This is a genomic window from Virgibacillus siamensis (genome assembly GCF_039522605.1).
In the GTDB taxonomy this organism is placed as follows: Bacteria; Bacillota; Bacilli; order Bacillales; family Amphibacillaceae; genus Lentibacillus; species Lentibacillus siamensis.
Genome location: NZ_BAAADS010000006.1, coordinates 181,380 through 205,875 on the forward strand (window position 1 = coordinate 181,380; position 24,496 = coordinate 205,875).

Here is a 24,496-nt window from a genome sequence, read left to right on the forward strand (position 1 = left end):
TTTGGGGTAGTTCCGCACTCGAACTAAATGAAGTCTCTGTATTAAACATCCCCTCACGTCTGAGGGGATGTTTAACATCCTCTACCGCAATGCTTTCCCGCCAAAAATAATCGTTATGATTGGACTCAGCAGACAGAAAAAAGCAAATGGCAAATAAGTGAGGACTGGAACACCGAGAACATCGGCAATAAATACCCCGCACACGCTCCAGGGGACAAGCGGATTAATGACAGTACCTGCATCCTCAAGTGTTCTGGAAAGTACCTTATTCGGTAATTCAGTATTTTTATAGAGCCCTTTATATGTTTCACCAGTCAACATGATGGAAAGGTACTGCTCACCAATGAAAACATTCACTCCGATAGCTGTCGCAGCAGTAGAGATGATGATTGACCGAACGCTTTTCAGTTTGTCCTTAAAGGAGGACAGCAACGTAGGGATAATCCCAGTAACAAACAGCAAGCCGCCAAATCCCAATGCTAAAATAACCAATGAAACGGTAAACAACATGCTGTTGATACCACCTCTGGTCAGCAAACTGTTGACTGGCTCAAAATTTGTAGCTGCAGTGTACCCGTTAAACCAGGTGGTCCAGATGTCAGTCCATGTAAGCCCGCTTGTTGCACCTGCCAAAAGTGTAGCGGCTAAACTGCTGATTGCCAGAGAGATAAAGGCTGGTATTTTAAAAAATGTAATAGCTACTAGAATGATGAGCGGAATCCAGGATGTCCAGTGAATCAATCCGGTTTCTGCCAAAGCGGATTTATAGGATGCAAGGTTCTGGATCGATGCTGCTTCATCAGGCGATAAAATCCCAAACAAAGTCAAAGAAATAATAAAAGCCGGAATAGTGGTCAGGCTCATATGTTTAATATGGTCGAATAAATCAACTTGAACAATCGTTGACGCCAGATTGGTCGTATCTGACAGGGGCGACATTTTATCCCCGAAGAAGGCTCCAGAAACTATTGCCCCGGCTGAAATCGCCATTGATGCATCCATGGCACCGGCCATCCCGATAAACGCTACACCGATTGTAGCTGTAGTAGTTAACGAACTGCCAAGCGATACACCTGCCAGTGCCGTTACTGCAAAAACAACCGCATAAAACCACGTACCGCCAATAAGGGAAAATCCGGTGTTAATCAGTGCCGGAATGGTGCCGCTAATCATCCAGCTGCTAATCAATACGCCAATAAGCAAAAACAAAAATATTGCGCCCATCCCTGATTTTGCCCCTGCTGTCATGCCTTCTTCCAGGTCTTTAAATGAGATTCCCTTCAACAGACCGTACAGCACCAGCAGAAATATCGCGATTAGAATGGGGATATGAGGAGACGTTCCCAGACTGATTATAAAATAACTGATAAGGCCAATCGTAATTATGAAGAATATTACAGATTCTACTAATGATGGATTGTGTTTTGGATTGATTGGAAACATGGTTGATCCCCTCCTGTTGTGTAAAAATTAGAAAACCTGGTTGCTACCAAAGTTGCACTTATGCGGTAACAAAGTCTTTATACTTTTGCTGCTAAAAAAAGCCTCATCCCTGAATAGGGACGAAGCTTTTACTCCGCGTTACCACCCTGATTGATGAGCATATTGTAAAATCTGCAGGCTCATCCGCCTCATAAGCAATCCGATAAACCGAATGTGTAATTCAAAACAGACCCGCCAGAGTTCACACCACGCCACTCTGTCTCTTTATGCTGCAGGAAATATTTCTACTTCGCATTCCCGGACAGGATATTCAGTTCAAAATATTAATTTTGACTATACATGGTGCCTTATACTTTTGTCAATATTTTTATAGAATCAAACGTTTTGTAAAAATGCTTTTATAAGTTATAATAATTTAAATTTTAAATATAGAGGTGACGTATAAATGACATTGAATGCGGCAGAGAAAAATATATCGCCTTCTATACATATGATCCGAAAAGGAATCGCGGTCGGATTTCCCATTATGCTTGGTTATTTGCCGATAGCGATTACATATGGGGTTCTAGCCAAACAGGCAGGAATGTCATTGACTGAGTTGACACTGATGAGTGTACTTGTGTTTGCCGGAGCGAGTCAGTTCATGGGAGCAAATATGATTGCTGTCGGTGCTGGTGCAGTTGAAATTATTGTCGCAACTTTTGTCCTTAATTTCCGTCACTTTGTGATGAGTCTGTCGTTTATGAACCGTCTAAGGGATATTGGACTAAAATGGAAACTTCCTTTATCATTGGGGTTAACAGATGAGACGTTTGCGGTATCTTCCCTGCACCCGAAAGAAGCCAGGATGGAAAAAGGCCCGCTATTTTACACAGCGCTTATTTTAACGGCTTATTTCTCCTGGATTTTCGGATCATTTCTGGGTGGGGTACTGGGAGAAGTCATTCCTAGGCAACTTAGTCAAAGTATGGGAATCGCATTGTATGCCATGTTCATCGGACTTCTGGTACCATCTGTGAAAAAAGAGTTGCGAATCGGGTTGATTGCAGTGATTGCAATGTTGATCAATGCGATATGCAGTCAATTTATGAGCAGTGGATGGGCAATTGTATTCGGTACGGTATTGGGCGGTTTTAGTGGTGTTTTTCTGTTGAAGGAGGAACAATCATGATATTTGTGATTATTGTCGGAATGGCGCTCGTAACAATGATACCGAGAGTAATTCCCGCATTTATTGTAGATAAACTGCAGTTTCATGATTGGGTAAACCGCTGGCTCAATGCTATTCCATTTGCAGCGTTGGGAGCATTGATTTTTCCTGGCATTCTAAGTGTCAAGCCGGATCAGCCGTCTATTGGTCTGCTTGGCGGGTTGGTAGCAGCTGTACTGGCATACCTGGGATTAAACGTGGTGTTAGCGGTTGTAGGAGCAATTATTACCGTTTTTCTTTTCAGTATGTAAACAGAGAGATTGATTTTTCAGGGGGTACGAAAATGTTTGCGATTCGAAAAGCTTGTTATGAAGATGCAACTGCGATTGCGGATATTCATGTTAACAGCTGGAAGAGCACGTACACGGATTTGTTGGAAGAAAAAGATTTATCGAATATGACATATGAAAACCGCCGGGCACTATGGGAAACAGTGCTGCGGATGCAGAAAAGAGAACAGCTCACATTTGTCATACATAATGAAGAAAGAATTGTCGGTTTCATATCCGGCGGTCCGGAACGCACAAAAAAATTCAACTACGACGGTGAGATTTACACGATATATTTATTGGATGAATTTCAAAAAAAAGGTCTTGGTTCCAGGCTGCTGAATGTTTTTAGCGAAGGAATGAAAAACCTGGGGTACCAATCTCTTTTGGTTTGGATTTTGAAACAGAATCCGTCCAGCCGGTTTTATGAGCGGTATAATGCCCGGCCTGTTGGGGAAGAGGTTACAACAATTGGTGAAGGAACATACCAGGAAACAGCGTACGGTTGGGAAAATATTGATCAGCTATTAAAAACGCTGCCTTGAGAAAGGCAGCGTTTTTATATATAGGCTTTTTCAGTAAAACTTACAGTATAAGTGCGACATCTGCTCAAAAACGAAGTACGATATAATTTTGGTACGCCAGGTTTCCTCTAAAGTACGGCGGTTATAATAGAACAGTACCGATTTTTATCTGAACGTAATTTTTTATTCATACGGTTCAATATGAATCTGCGCATACGTAATATTGTATTTTTTTCGTAATAACGATTCAATTTGTTCCGTTATTGCATGGCTTTCCCGGACATTCAGTTCGGGATTGACCAGAATGGTAACATCTATAAATTCCTGATTGCCATGAATCCTTCCCTTAACATCAACCACTTGTTTCACACCTTTTACTTTGGCAATGCTTCCGGTGATGCGGCTGATCTGCTTTTTATCAAATCCATCTGTCAAGGTATGGGTGGAATCGACAAAAATATCCCACGCCGTTTTGCAAATTACGATTCCGACGATGAGACCTGCAAGCGGGTCCAGCCAGAATAAACCGAACTGTGCGCCTATTATCCCAATAAATGCCCCAATACTTACCAACGCATCTGAACGGTTATCCTGGGCAGCTGCATACAGTGAACTGCTGCCAACTGATGCTGCTAATGATTTATTATAACGGTAGACAAAATACATGATAATTGCACCGCCGAGTGCGGTCCAGGCTGTCATCAAATCTGGATCAGTCATTTCCTGCGTCATAATTTTGCTGAAAGTGTCAATAATGACCTGAAATCCTACCATGGTCATGATAAATGCTGCGAACAGGGAGGCAATTGTTTCAGCTCGGTAGTGTCCATAATGGTGGTCTTCATCAGGCGGCTTTCGGGATATTTTCAATCCAATCAGAACAGCTATTGAAGCGACAACGTCCGTCAAATTGTTTAACCCATCAGCTCGTAATGCTGCAGAGCTGCCGATGAATGCCACCATTAACTTGGCCATTGAAAGAATGATATATGCAAAAATACTGACCCATGCACCTTTCTCTCCGCGTTTTAAATTATCTGCATGATCCATGTTCAGGAGCCTCCAATTTCTTTCCATTTGCAAACTTTTTGGGTGTGATGATTTCAGCTTTAACAGTCTATCAGAGGGGTTGCTGGTAAGTCCAGAGAAACAGTTAAGCAAGTATGAAAGTATTTTGTACTCATTAAATTAGATTTCCCTAGTGCAATAAAATAAAAGCGATAACAATGAGAATAAATAATCACAGGTAGTGAATAGTAAATCCCAGCAGCTATTTTTTTGGCAGATAAGAAAGATAAAACTTTCTTACTGCATAAGTGCAACTATGGCTGTCACCCAAAGGCTTGGTGACAACCAAGTTTTCTAAGAAGTGAAGAAAGGTATACATGCTTCTTCCTGCAAAAATAACCAGGCTTTGTGATAAGCCAAGTTTTCTAATGAAGGATGGGTCTTTTAATGATAAAGCAGAGTGAAAAGAAACAAGATTCACACGAGAAACGCTTGGCAATTATTTCACTGTCATCCATTCCATTAATTATGACATTGGGAAATTCCATGCTGATCCCTATCTTGCCTGTGATGGAAAAGGAACTGGATATATCTAAACTTGAGTCAAGTTATATTATTACGGTATATTCAATCGTGGCTATTTTCTTTATTCCACTGGCAGGTTTTTTGTCTGACCGCTTTGGGCGGAAAAAGGTAATTATCCCCTCACTTATTATTACCGGAGCAGGCGGGCTTGTGGCAGGCTGGGCATCGTACAGTTTGAGCGATCCATTTATTTGGATTTTGGTTGGAAGGATATTACAGGGGATTGGAGCATCTGGGGCTTCACCGATTGTATTGCCATTGGTTGGTGACATTTTTCGTGATGACAAAGAAGCCAGTGCTACGTTAGGTATAATTGAAACTTCCAATACGGTAGGTAAAGTGCTAAGTCCGATATTGGGTGCAGCTTTGGCTGCTGTCATATGGTTTTTGCCATTCTTTTCGATTCCTGTTTTTTGTGTGATTTCGGTTCTGCTTGTAGGATTTTTAGTGAAGAATAAAAATAATAATGAAGAACATACCAACTTCCGTGATTATTGCCAGTTGGCCAAAGATGCATTTAAGGAACACGGGAAATGGTTATGTGCGGTTTTTTTTATTGGTGCAATTCTGATGTTTATTTTATTTGGTTTTCTTTTTTATTTATCCAGTATTCTGGAAGAGAAATATGATTACAAAGGGATTTGGAAAGGGTTGCTGCTTGCCGTTCCATTACTGGCTTTGTCCATTGCATCTTTTATTACCGGCCGGAAAATTAAGGATAATCTCGTTAAAATGAAATGGATTACCTTTATTGGCATTATTCTGTCCGGCTGTTCTGTTGCTGTTATCCCATTCATGGATCACCCGGTATATTTATTAAGCATTTTCTTGGTTTGCGGAACAGGAATCGGTATGGGACTGCCATGTCTGGACGCTCTTATTACAGAAAGCATGGAAAAAAACGTACGGGGTGTGATTACCTCTATCTACAGTGCTATGCGTTTTATTGGAGTCGCATCCGGTCCTCCGGTTATCGCATTAATGATGAAAGAAAATATTATCTGGATGGTCAGTTTGTTGACTATATTTGCGCTTGGGGCAGGTTTTCTCGCTTACCGTGGCATCAAACCTGAATCAAGTTAGTTTAATAAGCAGTTTTTCTGCTTGCAATTTTTCTAAAGATTTAGGATAATAGAAAAAAGGAACAAGGGGGCATGTTCCATGAAAAAACAAAAAGTTGTCTATCGTTTTTTGCCATATCAGGGGGGAGAACTCCACGCCAAAAAAGAAATTCCATTTGAACTGAAACTTTCCTCGCGATTATTATTGGATGAACTTTGTTTCAATTGGAATAAGGAAAGATTGGAAAAAGCAATCAATTCGTCCATTGATGCCGGGAACAAAGAAGCATTTATGGGTTTAAGTGAAAAATACAGACATTTTATTTGGGAATAGGTTATCAGCCTCACCTTGGACAGGTGGGGCTTTTTTAGCAGTTAAATATAAAATTTTCTTACTGCATAAGTGCGACTAAGGCATTCACTATAAAGCTTGGTGAATGCGAAGATTTTTTAACAGAAAATAAATCAGGTTCAGCAAAATATCTGTTATGCTTATTCGTAAGGGGGGATTCTTACACTGATGACGAAAAAGACAAAAGTAAGCTGGATGATGTATGATTTCGGAAATTCAGCCTTTTCAACGACGATTATGGCAGCGGTACTGCCGATTTTTTATTATGATGTTGCTGCAGCAGGCTTGGAAGAATCATTGGCAACCAGCTATTGGGGGTACTCACAATCAATTGCTGTGTTAATTGTGGCTGTTATGGCACCGTTTTTAGGTGCAATCAGTGACTTTTCAGCGGCGAAGAAAAAGTTCCTTCGATTTTTTGCCTTTATGGGGATTATTGCAAGTATACTGCTGGCATTTGTAAATGAAGGAGAGTACATATTTGCATCTATCCTTCTCATCGTCGGAACAATCGGTTTTTCAAGCGCCAATATATTTTACGATGCTTTTTTGCCCGAAATAGCCGAAGAAGATGAAATTGATAAAGTGTCGTCGAATGGGTTCGCATTCGGCTATATTGGCGGTGGTGTGCTGTTGGCAATCAATCTGATGATGATTTTAAAATACGAAACGTTCGGGATGCCCAATGCTACTGTAGCAAGTCAAATTTCATTTGCTTCAGTTGGTGTATGGTGGTTTATCTTTTCTCTTCCGCTTCTTAAAAATGTTCATGAGGAGAAAAAGACAGTCGAAAAACGGGAAAAATCCTACGCGGCGATTGGACTTAGCAGGGTTACTACCACATTTAAGGATATTAAAAACTATAAGCATTTATTAATATTTTTGATTGCTTTCTGGATGTATAATGACGGCATTTCAACTATTATTAAGATGGCAACAATCTACGGGCGCGATATCGGGATTGGCCAAAATGCCTTAATTGCAGCATTGCTGATTACACAATTTGTCGGTATTCCATGTACGATTTTTTTTGGATGGCTGGCCAAAAAAATCACACCAAAGAGGGCGCTTTATATTACCTTGTACGCCTATTTGTTTATTGTAATACTTGGATACTTCATGTCTTCCGCGTTGCATTTCTACATGCTGGCGATATGTGTCGGCTTGGTCCAGGGCGGTGCGCAGTCCCTAAGCAGATCCATTTTCGGCCGAATGGTACCAGATAATAAGCATGCCGAATTTTATGGCTTTTACGGAATTTCCTCAAAGTTTGCCGCAATATTCGGACCATTTTTGTTTGCGCTTGTCGGACAGTTGACCGGATCAAGCAGACTGGGCATTTTCTCGCTTGTTGTCTTTTTTATCGGCGGAATCATTTTGCTGCGTTTCGTTAATATTGAGCAGGGCATGAAGGAAGCCCGAGCGGAAACAGGCAAAGTCGATGTAAAACCCGAATAGGATCTATTAAAGTCAGGACCTGCTTGTGAGGTTCTGACTTTTGATTTGGTGACATGGATACGAGAAATCGCACATATCCCGTCCGGAATCGCACATATATGTTTAAATACCGCACATATGACCAATGAAACCGCACATATTAGTTTTGAAATCGCACATAAACTTTTTGTATCTAGCATTTCCGCTATACAATCGGATCGCTGTAGCGGTTTTCCAGGTTGAACTCGAGCGGTTTCCCTGTATCGTAGGAAATGTTGCCGATTCGTTCAGTCAGATTATTTTTTGTATGTTCATCCGGCGTTCGCCAATATGTCAGCACTTCCGCCATAATTTCAATTCCTTCCGTTCGAGCTTGATTATACAAATCAATAAAGCTTTTCGTACTCGGCTCATTTGTGGCGGGGTGATACCATGTTACATGGTTTAAATTCAGGTAATCAACATTATTTGTAACCGGCCGATGTGAATAGGAAGCGATGAATGATTTCATTACCCCGTTTTTCCAACCGTATGGATCTGCAAGAATTTTTAATGCACGTTTCATATCTTTGTATGCTTTTTGAATGTATGCCTGTTTACTTGGTTTAAGGTCGGGAAAATATTTCGTGATTGTTGCATCCAGAAGATCGGCAATTTGCTTGTTGAGAACAGACCCAACATCAATTTCTTTATAAACGGGAACTTTCCATGTTTGTAAATTGCAGCATTTCTCCATCATTAATGTGTCAATCAATACTTCCAGCTTTTGATGATTACTGCCTTCATATCCTGCCCGGTAGTGAATATAGGGGTGGGCGTTTCTGTCCAGGATATGATGGGTGACAAATCCGAATATATATGCACGTACATGATTTTCAAAATTCCGTGCCTGTTCAATTAAATCAATCAGAAAGGCGCCGCATTGTTTCGTATGTAAAGCCATTCCAATCTCGTGAACAGGTTCATCCTTAATCCATGGCCAAAAATTATAATAAAAAAAAGGATCAGGACCTTGTGAGCCCAGTTTCATATAAGGCTCAAATTCAGAAAGTGCATAGGGATTATCAATAATGGCATCCACTATTTCTTCACTGAATAGCATATGTGTCCATATGTTTGGCATTGTGAAATCCTCCTTGATAAGACGCCAAAATTAGAAGGTTTCTGTGAGTAAGCTGTATCCTGAAAGTATAAAGTTTTCTGTCGCGTCTTTCATATAATACGTTACTTTATTGTATTATAAAAGAAAAAAGATTGCTATGGGGCGCTAAACAAGTACTATTTTGTGACTGACCCGTGGTTTCCGTTAACAATATGACGGATAATTTTGTTACAATGTAAAAGGATATATTACTCATACATAAGGAGGAAACAGACGATGGAATACCGGGTAGAAAAAGATACGATTGGTGAAATTAATGTGCCAAAGGATAAATACTGGGGTGCACAAACCCAGCGAAGCAAACAGAACTTTCCAATTGGGGACGAAAAAATGCCGGCTGAAGTTATCAGGGCATTTGCTATTTTGAAAAAAAGTGCGGCAAAAGCAAACAGCGAGCTCGGTCTGCTCGATCAGAAGAAAGCCGAAGCAATTGCATACGCTGCAGATCTAATCATTGATGATAAGTTAAGTGACCATTTTCCGTTGGTTGTTTGGCAAACAGGCAGTGGTACCCAGTCAAATATGAACGTGAATGAAGTGATTGCACATGTAGGAAATAAATGGCTGGATGAACAGGGCAGTGATTATTCCCTTCACCCAAATGATGATGTCAATAAATCACAAAGCTCCAATGACACATACCCAACCGCACTGCACATTGCAGCGGTACTTAAACTGGAGGATACAGTGATTCCGGCGTTGAAAGCGTTGAAAAGTACGCTGAAGGAAAAAGTGGATGCCTATCAGGATATTGTGAAAATCGGCCGCACACACTTACAGGATGCCACACCGCTGACACTTGGCCAGGAAATCAGTGGCTGGCATCGCATGCTTGAAAAATCAGAAACGATGATTATGGAAAGCACGCAGCATGTGAAGGAGCTCGCGATTGGCGGAACAGCTGTAGGTACAGGGCTGAATGCAAATCCTGATTTTTCAGAAGCTGTATGTAAGGAAATTAATGTGATTACCGATAAAAAATTTGTTTCTGCACCAAATAAATTTCATGCACTGACAAGTCATGATGAAACAGTTCATGCGCATGGAGCCTTGAAAGGACTTGCAGCAGATCTGATGAAAATTGCCAACGATGTACGCTGGCTGGCAAGCGGTCCACGCTGTGGTATCGGTGAAATTATCATTCCGGCAAATGAGCCAGGCAGCTCCATCATGCCGGGTAAAGTAAATCCGACCCAATGTGAAGCTGTTACAATGGTATCTGCGCAGGTAATGGGAAATGATGCAACGATTGGTTTTGCGGCCAGTCAGGGGAATTTTGAACTGAACGTATTTAAACCGGTTATTGCATACAACTTCCTGCAGTCCTGTCAGCTGCTTGCCGATAGCATGCTTTCATTTGATGAGCGCTGTGTACAGGGGCTTGAGCCAAATCATGAACAAATTGAAAAATATTTGAAGGATTCCTTAATGCTTGTAACCGCACTGAATCCGCATATTGGCTATGAAAATGCGGCTAAGATTGCCAAAAAAGCATACCAGGACAATTCAACCTTAAAAGAGACCGCAGTGGAACTTGGGCTGCTGACAGAAGAAGAATTTGAAGAGTACGTGAATCCGAAAGAAATGACATATCCTAAGTAAATGGAAAAAAGCCCACTGCGCGTAGTAGTGGACTTTTTTTGAAATACTGATAAATTGTCGAAAGTGACCGTTAAAAACCTGAAAGTGGCTGATAAACCTCTAAAAGTAACCGATAAAACCACCAAAATGGCTGATAAAACCGCCAAAGCAGCCGATTAAATCAACATCTCAGCATCCATATTTTAAGCAACAATTACCAGTAAAAATTCGTGATAAGTTTTGTGGAATTGCTAACAATATGGTTACAGGAGGTGATAAACATGGCTAACAACAACTCAAATCAACTAGTAATCCCTGGTGCACAGCAAGCACTTGATCAAATGAAAGTTGAAATTGCTGGAGAATTCGGCGTGAATCTTGGAGCTGATACAACTTCTCGTGCTAACGGTTCTGTCGGTGGTGAAATCACGAAGCGACTAGTACAATCAGCACAACAGCAATTCAGTGGACAACAACCTAAATAAACCCATGGCCTCTAAGGGGGAAACCACCCCTTTAAAGCAAGAGGGAAGTCGCTACAGACTTCCCTCAAATTATATGGTTTACTATTGGTATTTTTTACACTTTAAGGAAGAGTATACATACTAAATTCAGCGTATCCTCTGTTCGGTTTCAGCATCAAAAAACAGCGCTTTATTCATATCAAATGCCAGATTAACTTTTTCACCGCCGTTAATATCAGATCGGGAGTCGACGCGGGCAATGAAATCCTGATCGTCCATTTTTGAATAAAGATAGGATTCTGCACCCATTAATTCAGCAACATCAATGACGGCTTCGATTTTTGTGTCCGGTGTGGAATTAACGAAAACAGGTTCGTCATGGATATCTTCCGGACGAATGCCAAGCACGATTTCCTTGTCCAAATAGTTTTGTTCGCGTAGAACCTTCATTTTACCTTCTGGGACTTTCACTTTTGTATCACCCATTACAAAGTTTCCATCCTTGAGCCATCCAGATAAAAAGTTCATGGAAGGCGAACCGATAAATCCGCCAACGAACATATTTTCCGGTTGATCGTAAACATCTTTTGGTGCACCAACTTGCTGAATAATGCCGTCTTTCATAACAACGAGCCTAGTGGCCATTGTCATTGCTTCTGTTTGGTCGTGCGTTACATAAATTGTAGTTGTTTGCAGGCGCTGGTGCAGCTTTTGAATTTCCGCACGCATTTGCACGCGCAGTTTAGCATCCAAGTTGGAAAGCGGTTCGTCCATTAAAAAGACTTTGGCATCCCGAACAATCGCGCGTCCCAATGCCACCCGCTGACGCTGACCACCGGATAGTGCTTTCGGTTTTCGGTCCAGGTATGCTTCAAGGCCTAAGATATTCGCTGCGTTATTAACCCGCTTTTCGATTTGATCTTTCTTGAATTTTCTTAGCTTCAAGCCAAATGCCATATTGTCATATACATTCATGTGCGGATACAATGCATAGTTTTGAAAGACCATCGCAATGTCCCGATCTTTTGGTGCTACATCATTCATTTTCCGGTCATCGATGTGCAGTTCGCCGTTTGTAATTTCTTCCAATCCTGCAATCATCCGCAATGTTGTTGATTTACCACACCCGGATGGGCCAACAAAGACGATGAATTCCTTGTCATGAATATGCAAATCAAAGTCATCCACGGCAATTGCTTTTTTGTCATACGATTTCTGAATATGTTCCAAACGTAATTCTGCCATTTTTTCTCCTCCATTTATGTAAGCGTTTCATTAATTGTATCGAAAAACTATCATCCGGGTAAATGGCAAACATGCACAAAGATAACCAACTTGTTTGTGCATGTTTTTACCGTGAATTTGAACAATTCCGCTATTATGTTTTTACAGCGAGGATAGCGAGGTAAACGGTCATGGCCTGGTGAAACTGGCGTATGTCGATACCGGTTTTTTCGGCGAATTTGTCTAGACGGTATTGCAGACTGTTGCGGTGCAAGTGCATTTTTTTTGCAGTCACGGAAATATTCAAATTGCACGTAATGAACATCTCGATGGTCTTTAAAAATTCTTCATCATGCCTAAATCCCCCAAGAATTATCGTTCCAGCATCGTCGAGAAAATTTGGCTCAGCTTGATTCAGCAGGATATAAGGCACTGCTTCTGTATAGGGGATAACGGACTTTTCCGAGTGGGGGAAAGCACTACCGGCACCTTGGACAAGCATCGCATATTTTTTTTTGACCTTTGTCAGTGAATCATGACAGGGGCCAATCAGGAACTTGATCTTTACATAAAGGTCACTCATGAGAATGTCGATAATTTGATCAAATGAAAGATTGGGGTCTGGGTTTGTTTCAACAATGATCCCTTCATGCTCATTTCTCCAGATAATCGGAACTTTTCTTGCAAAAAAAGCCTGAATTGCCTCTTTAAAGGAAGCAGGCTCCAACTGGAATTTCGAAAAGGAAAAATAAATAAATCGGTATGGCGCAATATCCGTTGTATCAGGCTTATAGCCATCCAGTAGGTTATTCCATTGCTTTTCTTCAGAAGTCATCTCAGGAATGGTAACGTGGTACGGCTGCAAGAACGCACTGAGAAGTGTTAAATCTTTTTGACTCAGTTCTTCCTTAGCTATACCGATCAGCCTATTATCATCGGAACGGAACCAGTGATAATGTTCGGTTTTTTCTGTGGTAATATCTTCGAAAAAAATTAATGAAATAAAAATTTCACGGAGCTTATTTATCATAATAATGCCTCTTTCCATCGTCTTTTTTCCATTATAGCAGGATACCGGGGTGTTAAAAACTGATTTTACGCCTATTGGCTGAACTCCGTATCGGTATACATGATTTCTTTCGTTTGATATAGTTGGTTTAGTTAAATTATGAAGGAGGATACAACGTGCCAAATATTTATGATAGTGCGTACGATTTGGAAAAAGCAATCCGTAACAGTGAGGAATTTAAAAACTTAAAAGATGCTTATGATGCTGTAATGGCTGATGAGTCTGCCAAACAGATGTTTGATAATTTCCGGAATACTCAAATGGAACTGCAGGAAAAACAAATGCAGGGACAGGAGATTAGTGAAGAAGAAGTTGAGAAAGCACGTCAGGTTGTTGAACTGGTTCAGCAGCATGAAGATATTTCCAAATTGATGGAAGAAGAACAGCGGCTTAATGTCGTTATTAATGATGTCAGCCGGATCATCACAAAACCACTGGAAGAATTGTACGGAAATCCGGAAGAGCAATCAAATGAATAATGAATTACTGGCTCGTACCATTTAATGTTACGGGCTTTTTTAGTATTGAATGCTTGAGGGGGATGCGAAATGAGTATGGTCTTATATGAAAGCAGGAATAAAATTTCCTATGTTCGATTAAATCGTGCGGAGCGGTATAATGCGTTGAACAAAGAGATGCTTAAGGAACTTCTGACAGTTTTGGAGCGGGTGGAAAATAATGATGACCGGGTTGTTATTATCAGCGGCGAGGGAAATGCGTTCTGTGCAGGAGGCGACATTGACATGATGACCGATTTTGCTGAGAAGGAATTTTATGAAGAAGTGATGAAGACGATTGAGGCAGTTGTGGTAAAATTGTATATGATGCCTAAAATCGTTATCTCGGCAATTCAGGGATCAGCTGTTGGTTTGGGGTTAAGTATCGCCTTAACTGCCGATTACGTTGTTGCACAAAAGGAAGGAAAAGCAGGAATGTTATTTGCCGGAGTTGGACTTGCCCCTGATGGCGGCGGCCATTTTTGGCTTAAGGAGCGAATGGGAATTCATCAAGCCAAACAGTTTACTTGGGGAATGCGCCAGATAAGTGGAGCAGAAGCGAAAAGCATGGGGCTTTTTGATATTATTACGAAAGAAAGTGCAGTTGATTACGCAGAAGCGATGTCGGAGCAGATGATGGGTCAGCCGCATATTGCAATGCTGAAAACCAAGATGATGTATCACAACCGAACCGTGGAAGAACTTCAATATTATTTGGAAGCTGAACGAAAGTCACAATGGGAACTTCGCAACACGGAAGACCACCAGGAAGGCGTTACGGCTTTTCTGGAGAAACGGAAACCTGCATTTAAAGGGAAATAAAACAAAAGTGGCAGATCTCCTACATCATAAGACCTGCCACAACTAATCCGCGAATTTATCTGTGGAACAGCACCAGTTTCGCTTCCGGTGAAACACAGCGGTGTGTGTGTTCACTGTACCCTTCCTCTTCAAGCCGTGCTGTACCAACTTTCTTAGCTTCCTCATTATTAGCAGCTTCAAACGATTCATCCAGCAGTTTTTCACCGGACTTATCAAATACCGTTAAATTATATGTCTTCATAATCTGGTTCCTCCCCCGAAGAATCAATCTATATTAAATGTATCACAAAAAGATTGTATTGATAAGATTTTCAGGAGTAATCGAACGTGCATTCTGGTTTGTTTTTTGATAATATAAAGTTATAGGCTCGGAAAAAGGAGACATATCAGATGACGAAACAGATTTCGTTTATTCATACTGCTGATTTGCATTTGGATAGTCCATTCACTGGACTTTCCTATATACCGGAACATATTTTTCAAAAAGTCAGGGACAGTACATTTTCTGCGTTAAACCGGCTGGTGCAAACAGCTATCAGTAAGGAGGTTGACTTTGTACTGATTACAGGTGATTTGTTTGATAATGAGAAGCAAAACCTGAAAGCACAAATCAGATTAAGACGCGCTTTTGAAGAGTTGCGGCGGCATCGAATTAATGTTTACCTGTCTTATGGCAATCATGATTTTGTTAAAGGAAACGTTCACCCGGTCGAGTTTCCGGACAATGTATTTGTATTCCAGGACGAAAATGTCACCAGCTTTACGTTTGAAAAAAATGGTCAGCAATTGGCTTCCATTTATGGATTCAGTTATGTTAACCGTGCTGTTACTGCGAACAAGACTTCTGAGTATCAGCTGTCGGGGAAGCATATCCCCTTTCACATCGCAATGCTACATGGAAGTTTATCCAGTAATACGGAACATGATGTCTATGCGCCCTTTCAACTAAGCGATTTGTCGGAAAAAGAATATGATTACTGGGCGCTCGGGCATATACATAAACGTGAGATTCTAAAAGAAAGCCCGGCAGTTGTATACCCGGGAAATATTCAGGGAAGAAACCGGAAAGAGTCCGGTGAAAAGGGCTGTTATCATGTTGAATTAACGGCCTCCGGTACAGCATTGACATTCATTCCGCTCCAGTCCATTCAGTTTAATGAGCTAGATGTAGATGCTGCTAATTGTCCGGATCTTCACCAGCTTGAAAAGAAAATCCAGCAAGGAATAAGTTCAATCACCAGTGACATACCACAGCTGCTGTATCTAAATTTGAAAAACGGTTTTAAAGAAATTAGTCAATGGGGTCATGATGGTTTTATACAGGATATGCTTGAAATGATCAATGAAACTTTTGCTCACCAGGCAAACTGGAAATTAATATACCGTTATAAACTGGAGCAGATTGATTCGACAGATAATGCTCGATTGGCTGAAGGACACCATTTTGTCGGGGAATTAATTCGCCATATTGACCATTCTGATATACAGAGCCATTTGTCAGATCTTTACCGGAACAGACTGGCACGAAAGTATATGCCTCCTTTGACCGAAGATGATGAGAGTGATATTAAACAGCGGGCAAAACAGCTGTTGATCGATGAGCTTTTGCGTTATGGAGGTGAATAAGATGGAAATCAGGCATGCTCATATATTTGGTTTCGGCAAATGGATTGATACCGGTTTTGATTTTTCGGGCGGGTCATACTTATGTGTTTATGGTGAAAATGAATCAGGAAAGACGACAATCCAGCAATTTTTGATGTTTATGCTGTTTGGTTTCCCGCCAAAAAAACGTGCTTCGTTCCGTCCCAGGAAAAGCGGGAAAATGGGAGGGAGACTGACGCTGTTTGATCGGGATGCAGGGGAGTTCACGGTTGAAAGACTTGATGGAGTTCGAAATGGTGCTGCAGTTTGTCATACGTCTAATGGACAAACATTTGATGAGAATTGGCTGCAGGGTCAACTGCACGGGATGACATATGCTGCATATCAATCCATTTTCACCTTTTCAGCGCTGGATTTAGCTGCATTACAGGACATGAAGGAAGAAGATCTCGGCGAGGTATTGCTAAGTGTTGGTTTGACTGCTTCCGCCAACATTCATACAATCGAAAAAAACTTGGACAATAAAATTGGGGAGCTGTTTAAACCAAGCGGAAGAAAACCTGTTATTAACAGGCAATTACAATCGCTTGATGAACTACATTCGTCGCTTCAAAAAGATGTAAACACGGAGGAGATATATCGCAGAAAACAAGCAGCCATTGATCAGTTGTCCAGTGATCTCGAAAATCTGCAGGAACAGGTACAACAGGAAAAAGTGAAGCTGCATCGGGTGGAGCGGCAACAGCAAGCGTTACCGGTGGTTCAGGAATATCTCGAGGAGAAAAATCTGTTATCAACTTATCCTGAGTTCATCCCGTTTCCGGAAAACGGTGAAACGAGAATTTCAGAGCTTAATAACGAATTACTCCCGTTGAAAAGTGAACTGTCGGTATTGCGGAATAATGCGGAAACGTATACGACGGAGATAACTTCCATCCGTTCAAATTTATTGGATAAAAAGATATTTGAGGATGCCGGGAGATTGATGAAACAGAAACCGGTATTTTTTAAAAAAAAGCAAACATTAATATCACTTTCTGAGTCCATCAGTAAGCAGGAAATGCAGTTGGACACTGAACTGGCACAACTGGAAATAGGAATCAGCCGATCAGATTTGATGGGCTTAACATTACCATTTCATCTTGAAAAAGCATGGAGTCAGATAAAAGAAGACATGGAGGCAGTCGATTCTGATAAGGAAGAGGTGGAAAGAACGGATCGGCAGCTTACGTCCAACAAAGATTATTTACAGGAGCAGAAAGAAACGTTCACGAACAATCTATTACCGGAGCATACGCGAAATGAGTTGGAAAATAGGATCGACCGGTATAACGAGCAGTACTATATGGAAAAAATGAAACAGGACACTGCCCGGCAGCAAACGGGCTTGGAAAGACTGCGTGAAAATCAGCAAAAGCGGACCCGATTGTTATTATCCGGAAGTATCGCAGCTTCAGTTTTACTGGTCATTATTGCTATTATCAACGGTGAATCCACGCTCTATTTGGTAAGCGCAATCCTTATATTGGCAGGTTTTTTGCAATGGAGGATTGGAAAAAAATCGGATGCCGAGACGGAAACATTTCTGGATGACGACAGGTTTTCACTTTCGCAGATTACTGAGCATGAGATGGACGAGGCGAACCATTTGCTTTCTGTGCACGAACAGAAGAAACATGAATTAGCCTCAATTCAGGGCAGACTTCGTACCGTGGATATAGAGCTATTGCAATTGGAGGAAAAGAAACGAGGACTTGAGCAGCGGGAAAACCGACTGCTGGAGCAGGTTTCGCTGCAGCGGGCTGATTTCCCGTTTTTAAAGGGGATTCAGGTCCGCTATTGGCCGGATTTGTTTCAGAAATTAAAAGTGATATTGAGTATGCATCGTGAACTGAATTATTCGGAACAGCAACGTAACGAACTAACTGAATCGAGGCAAAAACTGGTTGAGCAGTTAAACGGGTTTTACCATACAATGAATTGGGAACCGGCAAATAAATCAATTGAAACTAAATTTGAGGAAATTGAACAACTCCTTGATAACTATAATAATGAACTGGACGTAATGGACCAGTATGAGAAGTGGCTGAAAGAGAACAAAAAGCATCAGGAAGATACTTTGCGAAAAATGAGCGTCTATCAATCCGAAAAGCACGAATTATTGGCGTCTGCCAATGCTGCAGATGAAGAGGAGTTTTTAAGAGCAGCAAAACAGTTGGCTGAGAAGCAGGGTCATGAAATAAATATCAGGAAGCAGTTCAGCCAATTGAATGCACTTCTTCATCCTGATGAACTGGAGCCTCTATTAGCGAATGAACCAATGTATTACAGGGACCTTGAGAAACAAATGGAACAGACTTCGGAACGTATTGCCGGTTTGGATGAGGTTATGAATAATAAACGACAGCAGTACGCGGATATCAATGCCGAACTGACAGGTATGGAGTCATCCGAATCGCAATCTGATACACAGCACCGATTAGCATTTGAAACGGAACATCTTAAAAAACTAGCACATGAATGGTCTGTCTACAAAGCTGCCAAGGAAATGCTTGCTGAATCCAAGCGGGAATACCGTGAAAAATATTTGGATAGTGTGCTGGAAAAAACGGAAAATTACTTTTCACGAATTACAGGCAATCATTACCATGCTGTATATCCGCCAAAAGGCACTGCGCCTTTTCGGGTCGAAACTATGGATGGAATCCGTTATACAGCAGGGGAACTTTCAAAGGGAACGATTGATCAGCTTTATGTGTCACTTCGGCTGGCAATTGGTGAGGTGATGAGTGATAAGCACAGCTTACCATTTATAGTCGATGATGGATTTGTGCATTTTGATTCCATTCGTATACAACAGATTGCTGAAATATTAGCTGAGATTTCAACCTCGCATCAAATTATTCTCTTCACATGCAAATGGGATGTTCCAAAAGCAGCTGAAGCTATACATGTTATCGAATTGGATAATTCTGTTCGCATAAGTTAGCCATTAATGATAAACTGATTTCAGATAACGTGAAACTTCATTCAGTGGAGTGTTTTTCTCCACTGAATGTTAGTAGAACGAATCGGGCTTGAACAGGCAGTTTACCTGATGGATATAAAAGTTCAGATAATCCATTAAAAACCCAGGTATTATCTGCCTGTCAAACTGCGATAACGTGAAACTTCATTCAGTGGAGTGTTTTTCTCCACTGAATGTTAGTAGAACGAATCGGAAATATACTGGCAGCCGTAATTCCATCTAAACCTATTTCACCCTCATAATCTTGAAACAGGAGGATTACTGTCGGTTAACGGGCGATAAATCGCATTGAACAAAGGAAGAAAATTGCACGCGGAGGGACTTCCATTGCCTAAAAAAGAAGTACGGAATGACATTCGAAAATACGAGGAAACCATTGAAAAGTTCATTCAAGTAATAGCGAAAAACATGACCTTATATGGTATTACCCCTTCTGTGGGACGATTATACGGCGTGTTGTATTTTTCCGAGGATCCAATGACATTGGATGATATGCGGGATGCTCTGGAAATGAGCAAAACAAGCATGTCTACCGGTGTTCGTGCTTTATCAGATATGAAAATGGTTGAATCGACGTTCAAAAGGGGAATCCGGAAAGATTTATACGAGTCGGAGGAAGATTGGTACAAATCTTTCACTTCACTTTTTGGAAATCGGTGGCGCCAGCATACTGAAAAAAATATTGAGGAAGCCGATGAAGCTGTAGAGGAACTGCAGCAAATAATGCAGCGAACCGAAGATGAAGCGCTGCGTGAAAAGATAGAACATGATATTGAAAGGCTGCGCTATGCCCGAAATTATTATGAATGGCTGATGAAATTCATACAAGTTATCGAGTCAGGTGAAATATTTAACTATATTCCAAAAAACATTGAATAATAAACATCGAAAGTGATTGACAGAAAGATAAATGACAGCGTGCATCTTTTGTCAATCCTTTTTCGTACCCTGGGGAGGATTTACATTGAAAAAAGGGATAGGTCATTACAATATTGGGGATAAATTTGACAACTTTATACTAATCAAAGAGGCTGCAAGAGGTGTTGCAAGTAACGGTAAACCCTTTTTAACCTTAATTCTGCGTGATGTGACAGGTGAGATTGATGCCAAACTTTGGGATGTATCCAAAGAAGACGAAGAAGTGTTTGTCGGAGAACAGATTGTCCGGATTGCAGGTGAAATTAATCAGTTTCGCGGAAAAGCTCAATTAAAAATATTATCCATCCGTCCTGCTCAGCCGACTGATGGAGTGAAAGTCGCGGACTTTGTGGAGAAAGCACCGGTGGATAAGGAAGAATTACTTGCGAACCTGACGGAAATAATCTTTGAGATGCAGAATCCGGCAATACAAAGAATTGTGCGCGCTTTTATTAAAAAATACCAGGAGCCATTGCTGACATATCCCGCTGCTACGAAAAATCATCATAATTATGTTTCCGGTCTCGCCCATCATATCGTAAGCATGCTCAGCGTAGCGAAAGAACTGCATAAGCTTTACCCTGAATTGAATAAGGATTTATTGTACGCTGGCATTATTTTACACGATCTCGGGAAGATGAAAGAATTATCCGGTGTTGTTACGACTTCTTATACCATTGAAGGGAAACTGCTTGGACACATCCCGATGATGGTAGAGGAAATCGGTCAAATGGCCAAAGAATTACAGATTGATAGTGAGGAAGTTATGATATTGCAGCATCTGGTTCTGAGCCATCACGGAAAAGCGGAGTGGGGCAGCCCCAAACCGCCGCTGGTTCGTGAGGCGGAGCTTCTCCATTTAATTGACTTGATTGATGCCAAGATGAACATGCTTAACCGGTCTCTCGACAAAGTTAAACCCGGCGAATTCACCGAGCGGATTTTCGCCATGGATAATCGGTCTTTTTATAAACCAACGTTTGAACAAAACTAAAATATAGTAAGTATGTTAGTGTCTTTTTAGGACAGGTTAGTATAATTTAAACAGCCAGCGTCCGACAGATGCAATAGTCATCATAGTAACATATTTGAAATGATAGTTGATTCACCACGTATACTGGGCCAAGCCTAAGTTTTCTATTTACAAAAAATACCTTTTAAACGGCGCTAACGATACTTATTGGTGTCCTGGTTGTATTATATCATCTAGATCATCTTTATCATTGTTGTCCTGGTTATTGTTATCTTGACCGTTTTGGTCTTGTTGCTCGGAAGGCTCTTCAGTCGGGTCTGGTTCCTGTTCATCATTTAAATTGGGAGCTCCACACCCAAACAATAACCCGGAGGAAAGTATTACAGTAAAAGCGCCTACTGTTAATTTCTTTAATTTCACCATATTCACCTCACTATCATTATAATTCTTTTTATTATTTACAACTTCTTTTTGCCTATTCAAGGGTAAGTTTATGGTAATTAATAGTATGGAAAGCAACGTTACTTCAATTGACAAGAAACCCACTAATTCGTTATAAATATTGGCGCTTGCCCCTAATAATAAATCAAAATTTCTTGGGGGAGGAATAGCATATAATAATATGGGAAAAGATCAACTTTTAAATAATATAATCAAACGGGTGAAAAAATGACTATTGGAATTAAGGGCTAAAGCTCCTTCATGTAAAGGATAAATGGTATAATGAGAGTAAGGACTTTCCATTTTAATCAATAAAATGAAGGATGGTTTTATCAGTTTATTAATTTCCGATTCCAATTTTCGAAATCTCTTTTTGGGAAGGTTAATTACTAACGCGGGTGACAGTATTTATTTAGTCGCAGCCATTTGGATGGTCTATCAACTGGGTGGTTCAGCTTTTTATACCGGTCTAATAGGTGCACTCACGCTCTTGCCACAAGCGCTACAATTTATGATTGGACCTTTAATTGATCAATGGTCTTTGCGCAAAACGCTGGTAACAACACAAGTACTACAATTCGTTCTTGTGTTACTGATTCCAATTTTATTTTACTTTGATCTATTAACCATTACTGTATTATTAATTATCATGCCTCTTATTACATTCATCGAAGAATTTGCCTATCCAGCTCAAACCGTTGCTATACCAAAAATTTTGGAAAATAATCAGCTTACCAGTGGTAATACGTATATGGCTTTTGCTTATCAAGGTGTGGATCTCGTATTTAACGCGTTGGCAGGGATTCTTGTAACTATTTTCAGCGCTGCCATTATTTTTTTAGTTGATGCATCCACTTTTATAATTGCTGCATTTTTCTTTTATCTGCTAAAACTGCCAAAAAAGAAGGACGTAATACCTGTTGCTGAAAAACAAAACCTAATTGATTCGTTCAAGAACTATAAAACAAAACTTAAAGAAGGAATATATTACATTAGACAATCCATTCTTGCCAAGTACGTTGTGGTGCTTGTTCTGACTAACTTTTCCATCGGTATCAATATTGCCGTTCTTCCTGTTTATGCTGGAGAACGCGGTGGCGCTTATATGTATGGGTTTTATATGGCTTCTCTAGCTGCTGGAACCTTGGTTGGTTCATTATTAAGCAAACTTTTTGATCGCTTTCCGCTGGGTAATTTATATGCTTTTTCTTATCTCTTTACAGCATTATTCTGGCTAGTCTCAATTTTAATACCGTTTAACTGGCTTAGTGTGATTGCTTTCGGATTAGCATGGCTTCCGATCGGTGTAACTAGTGTTGTATTAATAAGCACACTACAGCGAATTGTGCCTGAGTATTTTCTGGCAAGGGCTTTCTCAGTATTAGAAAGTTCTTCTGCTGTCGCAATGCCCATAGGATCATTTATCGGAGGAACAATCACAGTATTTTTTAACGCATCTTCTGTTTTTGCTTTTGCAGGTATAGTCTTTTTCCTAATTGCTGTCTTGTGGTTATTAATAAAAGACTTAAGACTTTTACCACGTTCTAGTGTTATGGATCCGAAGAAATATGGCTTAACATATGACTCAATAATAAGAAAAAATGAATGATGTTGAATTACGTGAGGTCCAAAACCGCATATGGAACTATATAATAGAATAAATGGTATCAGTCTATTATTGTAAAATAACATGAGGGAGGGTGTGTATGGAAATTCAAAAAGAGAGAGTCCGACAAATTTTTGATAAGGTTACAAAAAACAAGCAAATACATGAATTTGTTCTTCTCGTGGAAAATACCAATGGGGATTTTTCATATAGTCTTGGGGGTGGGGGTAAGAATGTAGATACTCCATTCCTTATGGCAAGTATAACAAAGCTGTTCACAACCACTTGCATTTTTATTTTGAGAGAGCAGGGAAAACTGTCATTGGTTGATGAAATAACAAAATACTTAAAAAAGGATACGATAAAAAACCTTCATGTATACAAAGGCAAGGAGTATTCCAATCGCCTTACACTCTTGGACCTATTACTTCAAACAAGCGGATTGCGTGATGCCATAGAGGAAGGCAGTAATGAGTCGAAAAAGCGTGCTATATATGAGGATGTGCAAACGAATTTTAATGATGCCATCATAGAGACGAAGAGAATCAAACCATACTTTGCTCCAGGTATGGGAAAAAGAGCTCATTATACAAATATAAACTTTGAAATCCTCGGAAAAATCATTGAAATTGTTACTCATTCGACTTTGGATGAAGTGTACAGACAATTTATCTTTGACCCTTTAAGACTCAAAAATACTTATCTCCCGAAAGACGAGGATGATTTTATCCCTCATGTTTATTATAAGGACATTGCCTTACACCGTCCAAAATTACTCAGGAGCACTCGTGCAAGTGGCGGCTGTGTTTCCACGGCGCATGAATTAATGGTATTTATTAAAGCCTTCTTTAGCGGAAAGTTATTTAATAATCATGTTTTTCGTGAACAAAAAGAAAATAACAGGTTGCAGGCTTCTATGTTTCCTATTCATTATGGTGCTGGATATATGAGAGTTCCACTGAATGGTCTTGCAACATTTTTTATGGGAAGTGGTGTGTTGATTGGTCATTCCGGCTCAACAGGTTCCTTGGCATTTTACTATCCCAAAAAAGATTTGTTTTTCACCGGAGATATCAATCAAATGGCAAACCCTGCAATCCCTGTACGGTTGGCGATGCGACTGGCCATGTCCATGAAATCATGATCTTAATTGATTTAAGTATTTTAAGGCAGCTAACCTCCTTTTTATTCATGTTTTTGGCTTTGCTGTCATATAT

23 protein-coding genes are annotated in these 24,496 nt (G+C 40.4%); 16 read left to right on the forward strand and 7 right to left on the reverse strand.

Going from position 1 to position 24,496, the window contains the following annotated elements; translation table 11 throughout:
* Window positions 1-81: 81 nt before the first annotated feature.
* On the reverse strand, window positions 82-1,443 hold the full coding sequence (gene nhaC / locus ABD010_RS05140) for a Na+/H+ antiporter NhaC (RefSeq protein ID WP_343810864.1): 1,362 nt from the start codon (window positions 1,441-1,443) through the stop codon (window positions 82-84).
* 445 nt (window positions 1,444-1,888) lie between these two features.
* Between nhaC and ABD010_RS05145 the strand changes: the two genes are divergently transcribed.
* From ABD010_RS05145 to ABD010_RS05155, 3 genes are read left to right on the forward strand one after another with little or no spacing between them, the layout of a single operon-like run.
* Complete coding sequence (locus ABD010_RS05145; RefSeq protein ID WP_343810866.1) at window positions 1,889-2,614, forward strand: AzlC family ABC transporter permease; 726 nt, start codon at window positions 1,889-1,891, stop codon at window positions 2,612-2,614.
* On the forward strand, window positions 2,611-2,904 hold the full coding sequence (locus tag ABD010_RS05150) for an AzlD domain-containing protein (RefSeq protein ID WP_343810867.1): 294 nt from the start codon (window positions 2,611-2,613) through the stop codon (window positions 2,902-2,904). The genes ABD010_RS05145 and ABD010_RS05150 overlap by 4 nt, the downstream gene beginning before the upstream one ends.
* Window positions 2,905-2,936: 32 nt before the next feature.
* Window positions 2,937-3,467: a GNAT family N-acetyltransferase gene (locus ABD010_RS05155; RefSeq protein WP_343810868.1), complete on the forward strand. Its 531-nt coding sequence runs from the start codon at window positions 2,937-2,939 to the stop codon at window positions 3,465-3,467.
* Window positions 3,468-3,629: 162 nt separating this feature from the next.
* Here ABD010_RS05155 and ABD010_RS05160 read toward each other — a convergent pair whose 3' ends face one another.
* The gene (locus tag ABD010_RS05160; RefSeq protein WP_343810870.1) at window positions 3,630-4,496 is read right to left on the reverse strand and encodes a cation diffusion facilitator family transporter; all 867 of its coding nucleotides are present in this window, start codon (window positions 4,494-4,496) and stop codon (window positions 3,630-3,632) included.
* A 405-nt stretch (window positions 4,497-4,901) separates the two neighbouring features.
* On the opposite strand from ABD010_RS05160, the gene ABD010_RS05165 reads away from it, so the two are divergent.
* The 3 genes from ABD010_RS05165 to ABD010_RS05175 all read left to right on the forward strand — a co-directional run bounded on the left by ABD010_RS05165 (window position 4,902) and on the right by ABD010_RS05175 (window position 7,910).
* Entirely contained in the window at window positions 4,902-6,122 is a 1,221-nt protein-coding gene (locus ABD010_RS05165; RefSeq protein WP_343810872.1) for an MFS transporter, read from the forward strand.
* 78 nt (window positions 6,123-6,200) lie between these two features.
* A complete protein-coding gene (locus ABD010_RS05170; protein WP_343810874.1) occupies window positions 6,201-6,434 on the forward strand; it encodes an IDEAL domain-containing protein in 234 nt (77 codons plus the stop codon).
* A 186-nt stretch (window positions 6,435-6,620) separates the two neighbouring features.
* Window positions 6,621-7,910 carry an MFS transporter gene (locus ABD010_RS05175; protein WP_343810876.1) on the forward strand — a complete coding sequence of 430 codons (1,290 nt, stop codon included), beginning with the start codon at window positions 6,621-6,623 and terminating at the stop codon, window positions 7,908-7,910.
* 184 nt (window positions 7,911-8,094) lie between these two features.
* Here ABD010_RS05175 and ABD010_RS05180 read toward each other — a convergent pair whose 3' ends face one another.
* On the reverse strand, window positions 8,095-9,012 hold the full coding sequence (locus ABD010_RS05180) for a zinc dependent phospholipase C family protein (protein ID WP_343810878.1): 918 nt from the start codon (window positions 9,010-9,012) through the stop codon (window positions 8,095-8,097).
* A gap of 255 nt (window positions 9,013-9,267) precedes the next feature.
* Here ABD010_RS05180 and fumC point away from each other — a divergent pair, with 255 nt between their 5' ends.
* On the forward strand, window positions 9,268-10,653 hold the full coding sequence (gene fumC, locus ABD010_RS05185) for a class II fumarate hydratase (protein WP_343810880.1): 1,386 nt from the start codon (window positions 9,268-9,270) through the stop codon (window positions 10,651-10,653).
* 260 nt (window positions 10,654-10,913) lie between these two features.
* Entirely contained in the window at window positions 10,914-11,117 is a 204-nt protein-coding gene (locus ABD010_RS05190; RefSeq protein ID WP_343810882.1) for an alpha/beta-type small acid-soluble spore protein, read from the forward strand.
* Window positions 11,118-11,243: 126 nt separating this feature from the next.
* Here ABD010_RS05190 and ABD010_RS05195 read toward each other — a convergent pair whose 3' ends face one another.
* Together ABD010_RS05195 and ABD010_RS05200 are read right to left on the reverse strand one after the other, a co-directional pair.
* Window positions 11,244-12,341: an ABC transporter ATP-binding protein gene (locus ABD010_RS05195; RefSeq protein WP_343810884.1), complete on the reverse strand. Its 1,098-nt coding sequence runs from the start codon at window positions 12,339-12,341 to the stop codon at window positions 11,244-11,246.
* Window positions 12,342-12,474: 133 nt separating this feature from the next.
* A complete protein-coding gene (locus tag ABD010_RS05200; RefSeq protein WP_343810886.1) occupies window positions 12,475-13,350 on the reverse strand; it encodes a PucR family transcriptional regulator in 876 nt (291 codons plus the stop codon).
* A gap of 155 nt (window positions 13,351-13,505) precedes the next feature.
* Here ABD010_RS05200 and ABD010_RS05205 point away from each other — a divergent pair, with 155 nt between their 5' ends.
* Window positions 13,506-13,868, forward strand: coding sequence for a YlbF/YmcA family competence regulator (locus tag ABD010_RS05205; RefSeq protein ID WP_343810887.1), 363 nt, complete (start codon window positions 13,506-13,508; stop codon window positions 13,866-13,868).
* Between the two features lie 69 nt (window positions 13,869-13,937).
* Window positions 13,938-14,708 carry an enoyl-CoA hydratase-related protein gene (locus ABD010_RS05210; RefSeq protein ID WP_343810889.1) on the forward strand — a complete coding sequence of 257 codons (771 nt, stop codon included), beginning with the start codon at window positions 13,938-13,940 and terminating at the stop codon, window positions 14,706-14,708.
* 55 nt (window positions 14,709-14,763) lie between these two features.
* Here ABD010_RS05210 and ABD010_RS05215 read toward each other — a convergent pair whose 3' ends face one another.
* A complete protein-coding gene (locus ABD010_RS05215; protein WP_343810891.1) occupies window positions 14,764-14,949 on the reverse strand; it encodes a YhzD family protein in 186 nt (61 codons plus the stop codon).
* Window positions 14,950-15,098: 149 nt separating this feature from the next.
* Here ABD010_RS05215 and ABD010_RS05220 point away from each other — a divergent pair, with 149 nt between their 5' ends.
* The 4 genes from ABD010_RS05220 (at window position 15,099) to yhaM (ending at window position 21,253) form a co-directional block, all read left to right on the forward strand.
* Entirely contained in the window at window positions 15,099-16,334 is a 1,236-nt protein-coding gene (locus tag ABD010_RS05220; protein WP_343810893.1) for a metallophosphoesterase family protein, read from the forward strand.
* Window position 16,335: 1 nt separating this feature from the next.
* Entirely contained in the window at window positions 16,336-19,302 is a 2,967-nt protein-coding gene (locus ABD010_RS05225) for an ATP-binding protein (RefSeq protein WP_343810895.1), read from the forward strand.
* A 366-nt stretch (window positions 19,303-19,668) separates the two neighbouring features.
* Entirely contained in the window at window positions 19,669-20,220 is a 552-nt protein-coding gene (locus tag ABD010_RS05230; protein WP_343810897.1) for a GbsR/MarR family transcriptional regulator, read from the forward strand.
* 85 nt (window positions 20,221-20,305) lie between these two features.
* Window positions 20,306-21,253 (forward strand): 3'-5' exoribonuclease YhaM, encoded by a 948-nt coding sequence (yhaM, locus tag ABD010_RS05235; protein WP_343810899.1) that lies wholly within the window; start codon window positions 20,306-20,308, stop codon window positions 21,251-21,253.
* A gap of 183 nt (window positions 21,254-21,436) precedes the next feature.
* Here the strand turns inward: yhaM and ABD010_RS05240 are convergent, their stop codons facing one another.
* Entirely contained in the window at window positions 21,437-21,769 is a 333-nt protein-coding gene (locus ABD010_RS05240; protein WP_390351154.1) for a hypothetical protein, read from the reverse strand.
* Window positions 21,770-21,989: 220 nt separating this feature from the next.
* Here ABD010_RS05240 and ABD010_RS05245 point away from each other — a divergent pair, with 220 nt between their 5' ends.
* On the forward strand, window positions 21,990-23,282 hold the full coding sequence (locus ABD010_RS05245; protein ID WP_343810901.1) for an MFS transporter: 1,293 nt from the start codon (window positions 21,990-21,992) through the stop codon (window positions 23,280-23,282).
* A gap of 97 nt (window positions 23,283-23,379) precedes the next feature.
* Window positions 23,380-24,423, forward strand: a complete 1,044-nt coding sequence (locus ABD010_RS05250; RefSeq protein WP_343810903.1) for a serine hydrolase domain-containing protein — start codon at window positions 23,380-23,382, stop codon at window positions 24,421-24,423.
* Window positions 24,424-24,496 lie beyond the last annotated feature (73 nt).

Bases quoted from the DNA above. Each gene is read 5' to 3' on its own strand.
- nhaC (WP_343810864.1), bottom strand. From the start codon at position 1,443: ATGTTTCCAATCAATCCAAAACACAATCCATCATTAGTAGAATCTGTA.
- ABD010_RS05145 (WP_343810866.1), top strand. From the start codon at position 1,889: ATGACATTGAATGCGGCAGAGAAAAATATATCGCCTTCTATACATATG.
- ABD010_RS05150 (WP_343810867.1), top strand. From the start codon at position 2,611: ATGATATTTGTGATTATTGTCGGAATGGCGCTCGTAACAATGATACCG.
- ABD010_RS05155 (WP_343810868.1), top strand. From the start codon at position 2,937: ATGTTTGCGATTCGAAAAGCTTGTTATGAAGATGCAACTGCGATTGCG.
- ABD010_RS05160 (WP_343810870.1), bottom strand. From the start codon at position 4,496: ATGGATCATGCAGATAATTTAAAACGCGGAGAGAAAGGTGCATGGGTC.
- ABD010_RS05165 (WP_343810872.1), top strand. From the start codon at position 4,902: ATGATAAAGCAGAGTGAAAAGAAACAAGATTCACACGAGAAACGCTTG.
- ABD010_RS05170 (WP_343810874.1), top strand. From the start codon at position 6,201: ATGAAAAAACAAAAAGTTGTCTATCGTTTTTTGCCATATCAGGGGGGA.
- ABD010_RS05175 (WP_343810876.1), top strand. From the start codon at position 6,621: ATGACGAAAAAGACAAAAGTAAGCTGGATGATGTATGATTTCGGAAAT.
- ABD010_RS05180 (WP_343810878.1), bottom strand. From the start codon at position 9,012: ATGCCAAACATATGGACACATATGCTATTCAGTGAAGAAATAGTGGAT.
- fumC (WP_343810880.1), top strand. From the start codon at position 9,268: ATGGAATACCGGGTAGAAAAAGATACGATTGGTGAAATTAATGTGCCA.
- ABD010_RS05190 (WP_343810882.1), top strand. From the start codon at position 10,914: ATGGCTAACAACAACTCAAATCAACTAGTAATCCCTGGTGCACAGCAA.
- ABD010_RS05195 (WP_343810884.1), bottom strand. From the start codon at position 12,341: ATGGCAGAATTACGTTTGGAACATATTCAGAAATCGTATGACAAAAAA.
- ABD010_RS05200 (WP_343810886.1), bottom strand. From the start codon at position 13,350: ATGATAAATAAGCTCCGTGAAATTTTTATTTCATTAATTTTTTTCGAA.
- ABD010_RS05210 (WP_343810889.1), top strand. From the start codon at position 13,938: ATGAGTATGGTCTTATATGAAAGCAGGAATAAAATTTCCTATGTTCGA.
- ABD010_RS05215 (WP_343810891.1), bottom strand. From the start codon at position 14,949: ATGAAGACATATAATTTAACGGTATTTGATAAGTCCGGTGAAAAACTG.
- ABD010_RS05220 (WP_343810893.1), top strand. From the start codon at position 15,099: ATGACGAAACAGATTTCGTTTATTCATACTGCTGATTTGCATTTGGAT.
- ABD010_RS05225 (WP_343810895.1), top strand. From the start codon at position 16,336: ATGGAAATCAGGCATGCTCATATATTTGGTTTCGGCAAATGGATTGAT.
- ABD010_RS05245 (WP_343810901.1), top strand. From the start codon at position 21,990: ATGAAGGATGGTTTTATCAGTTTATTAATTTCCGATTCCAATTTTCGA.
- ABD010_RS05250 (WP_343810903.1), top strand. From the start codon at position 23,380: ATGGAAATTCAAAAAGAGAGAGTCCGACAAATTTTTGATAAGGTTACA.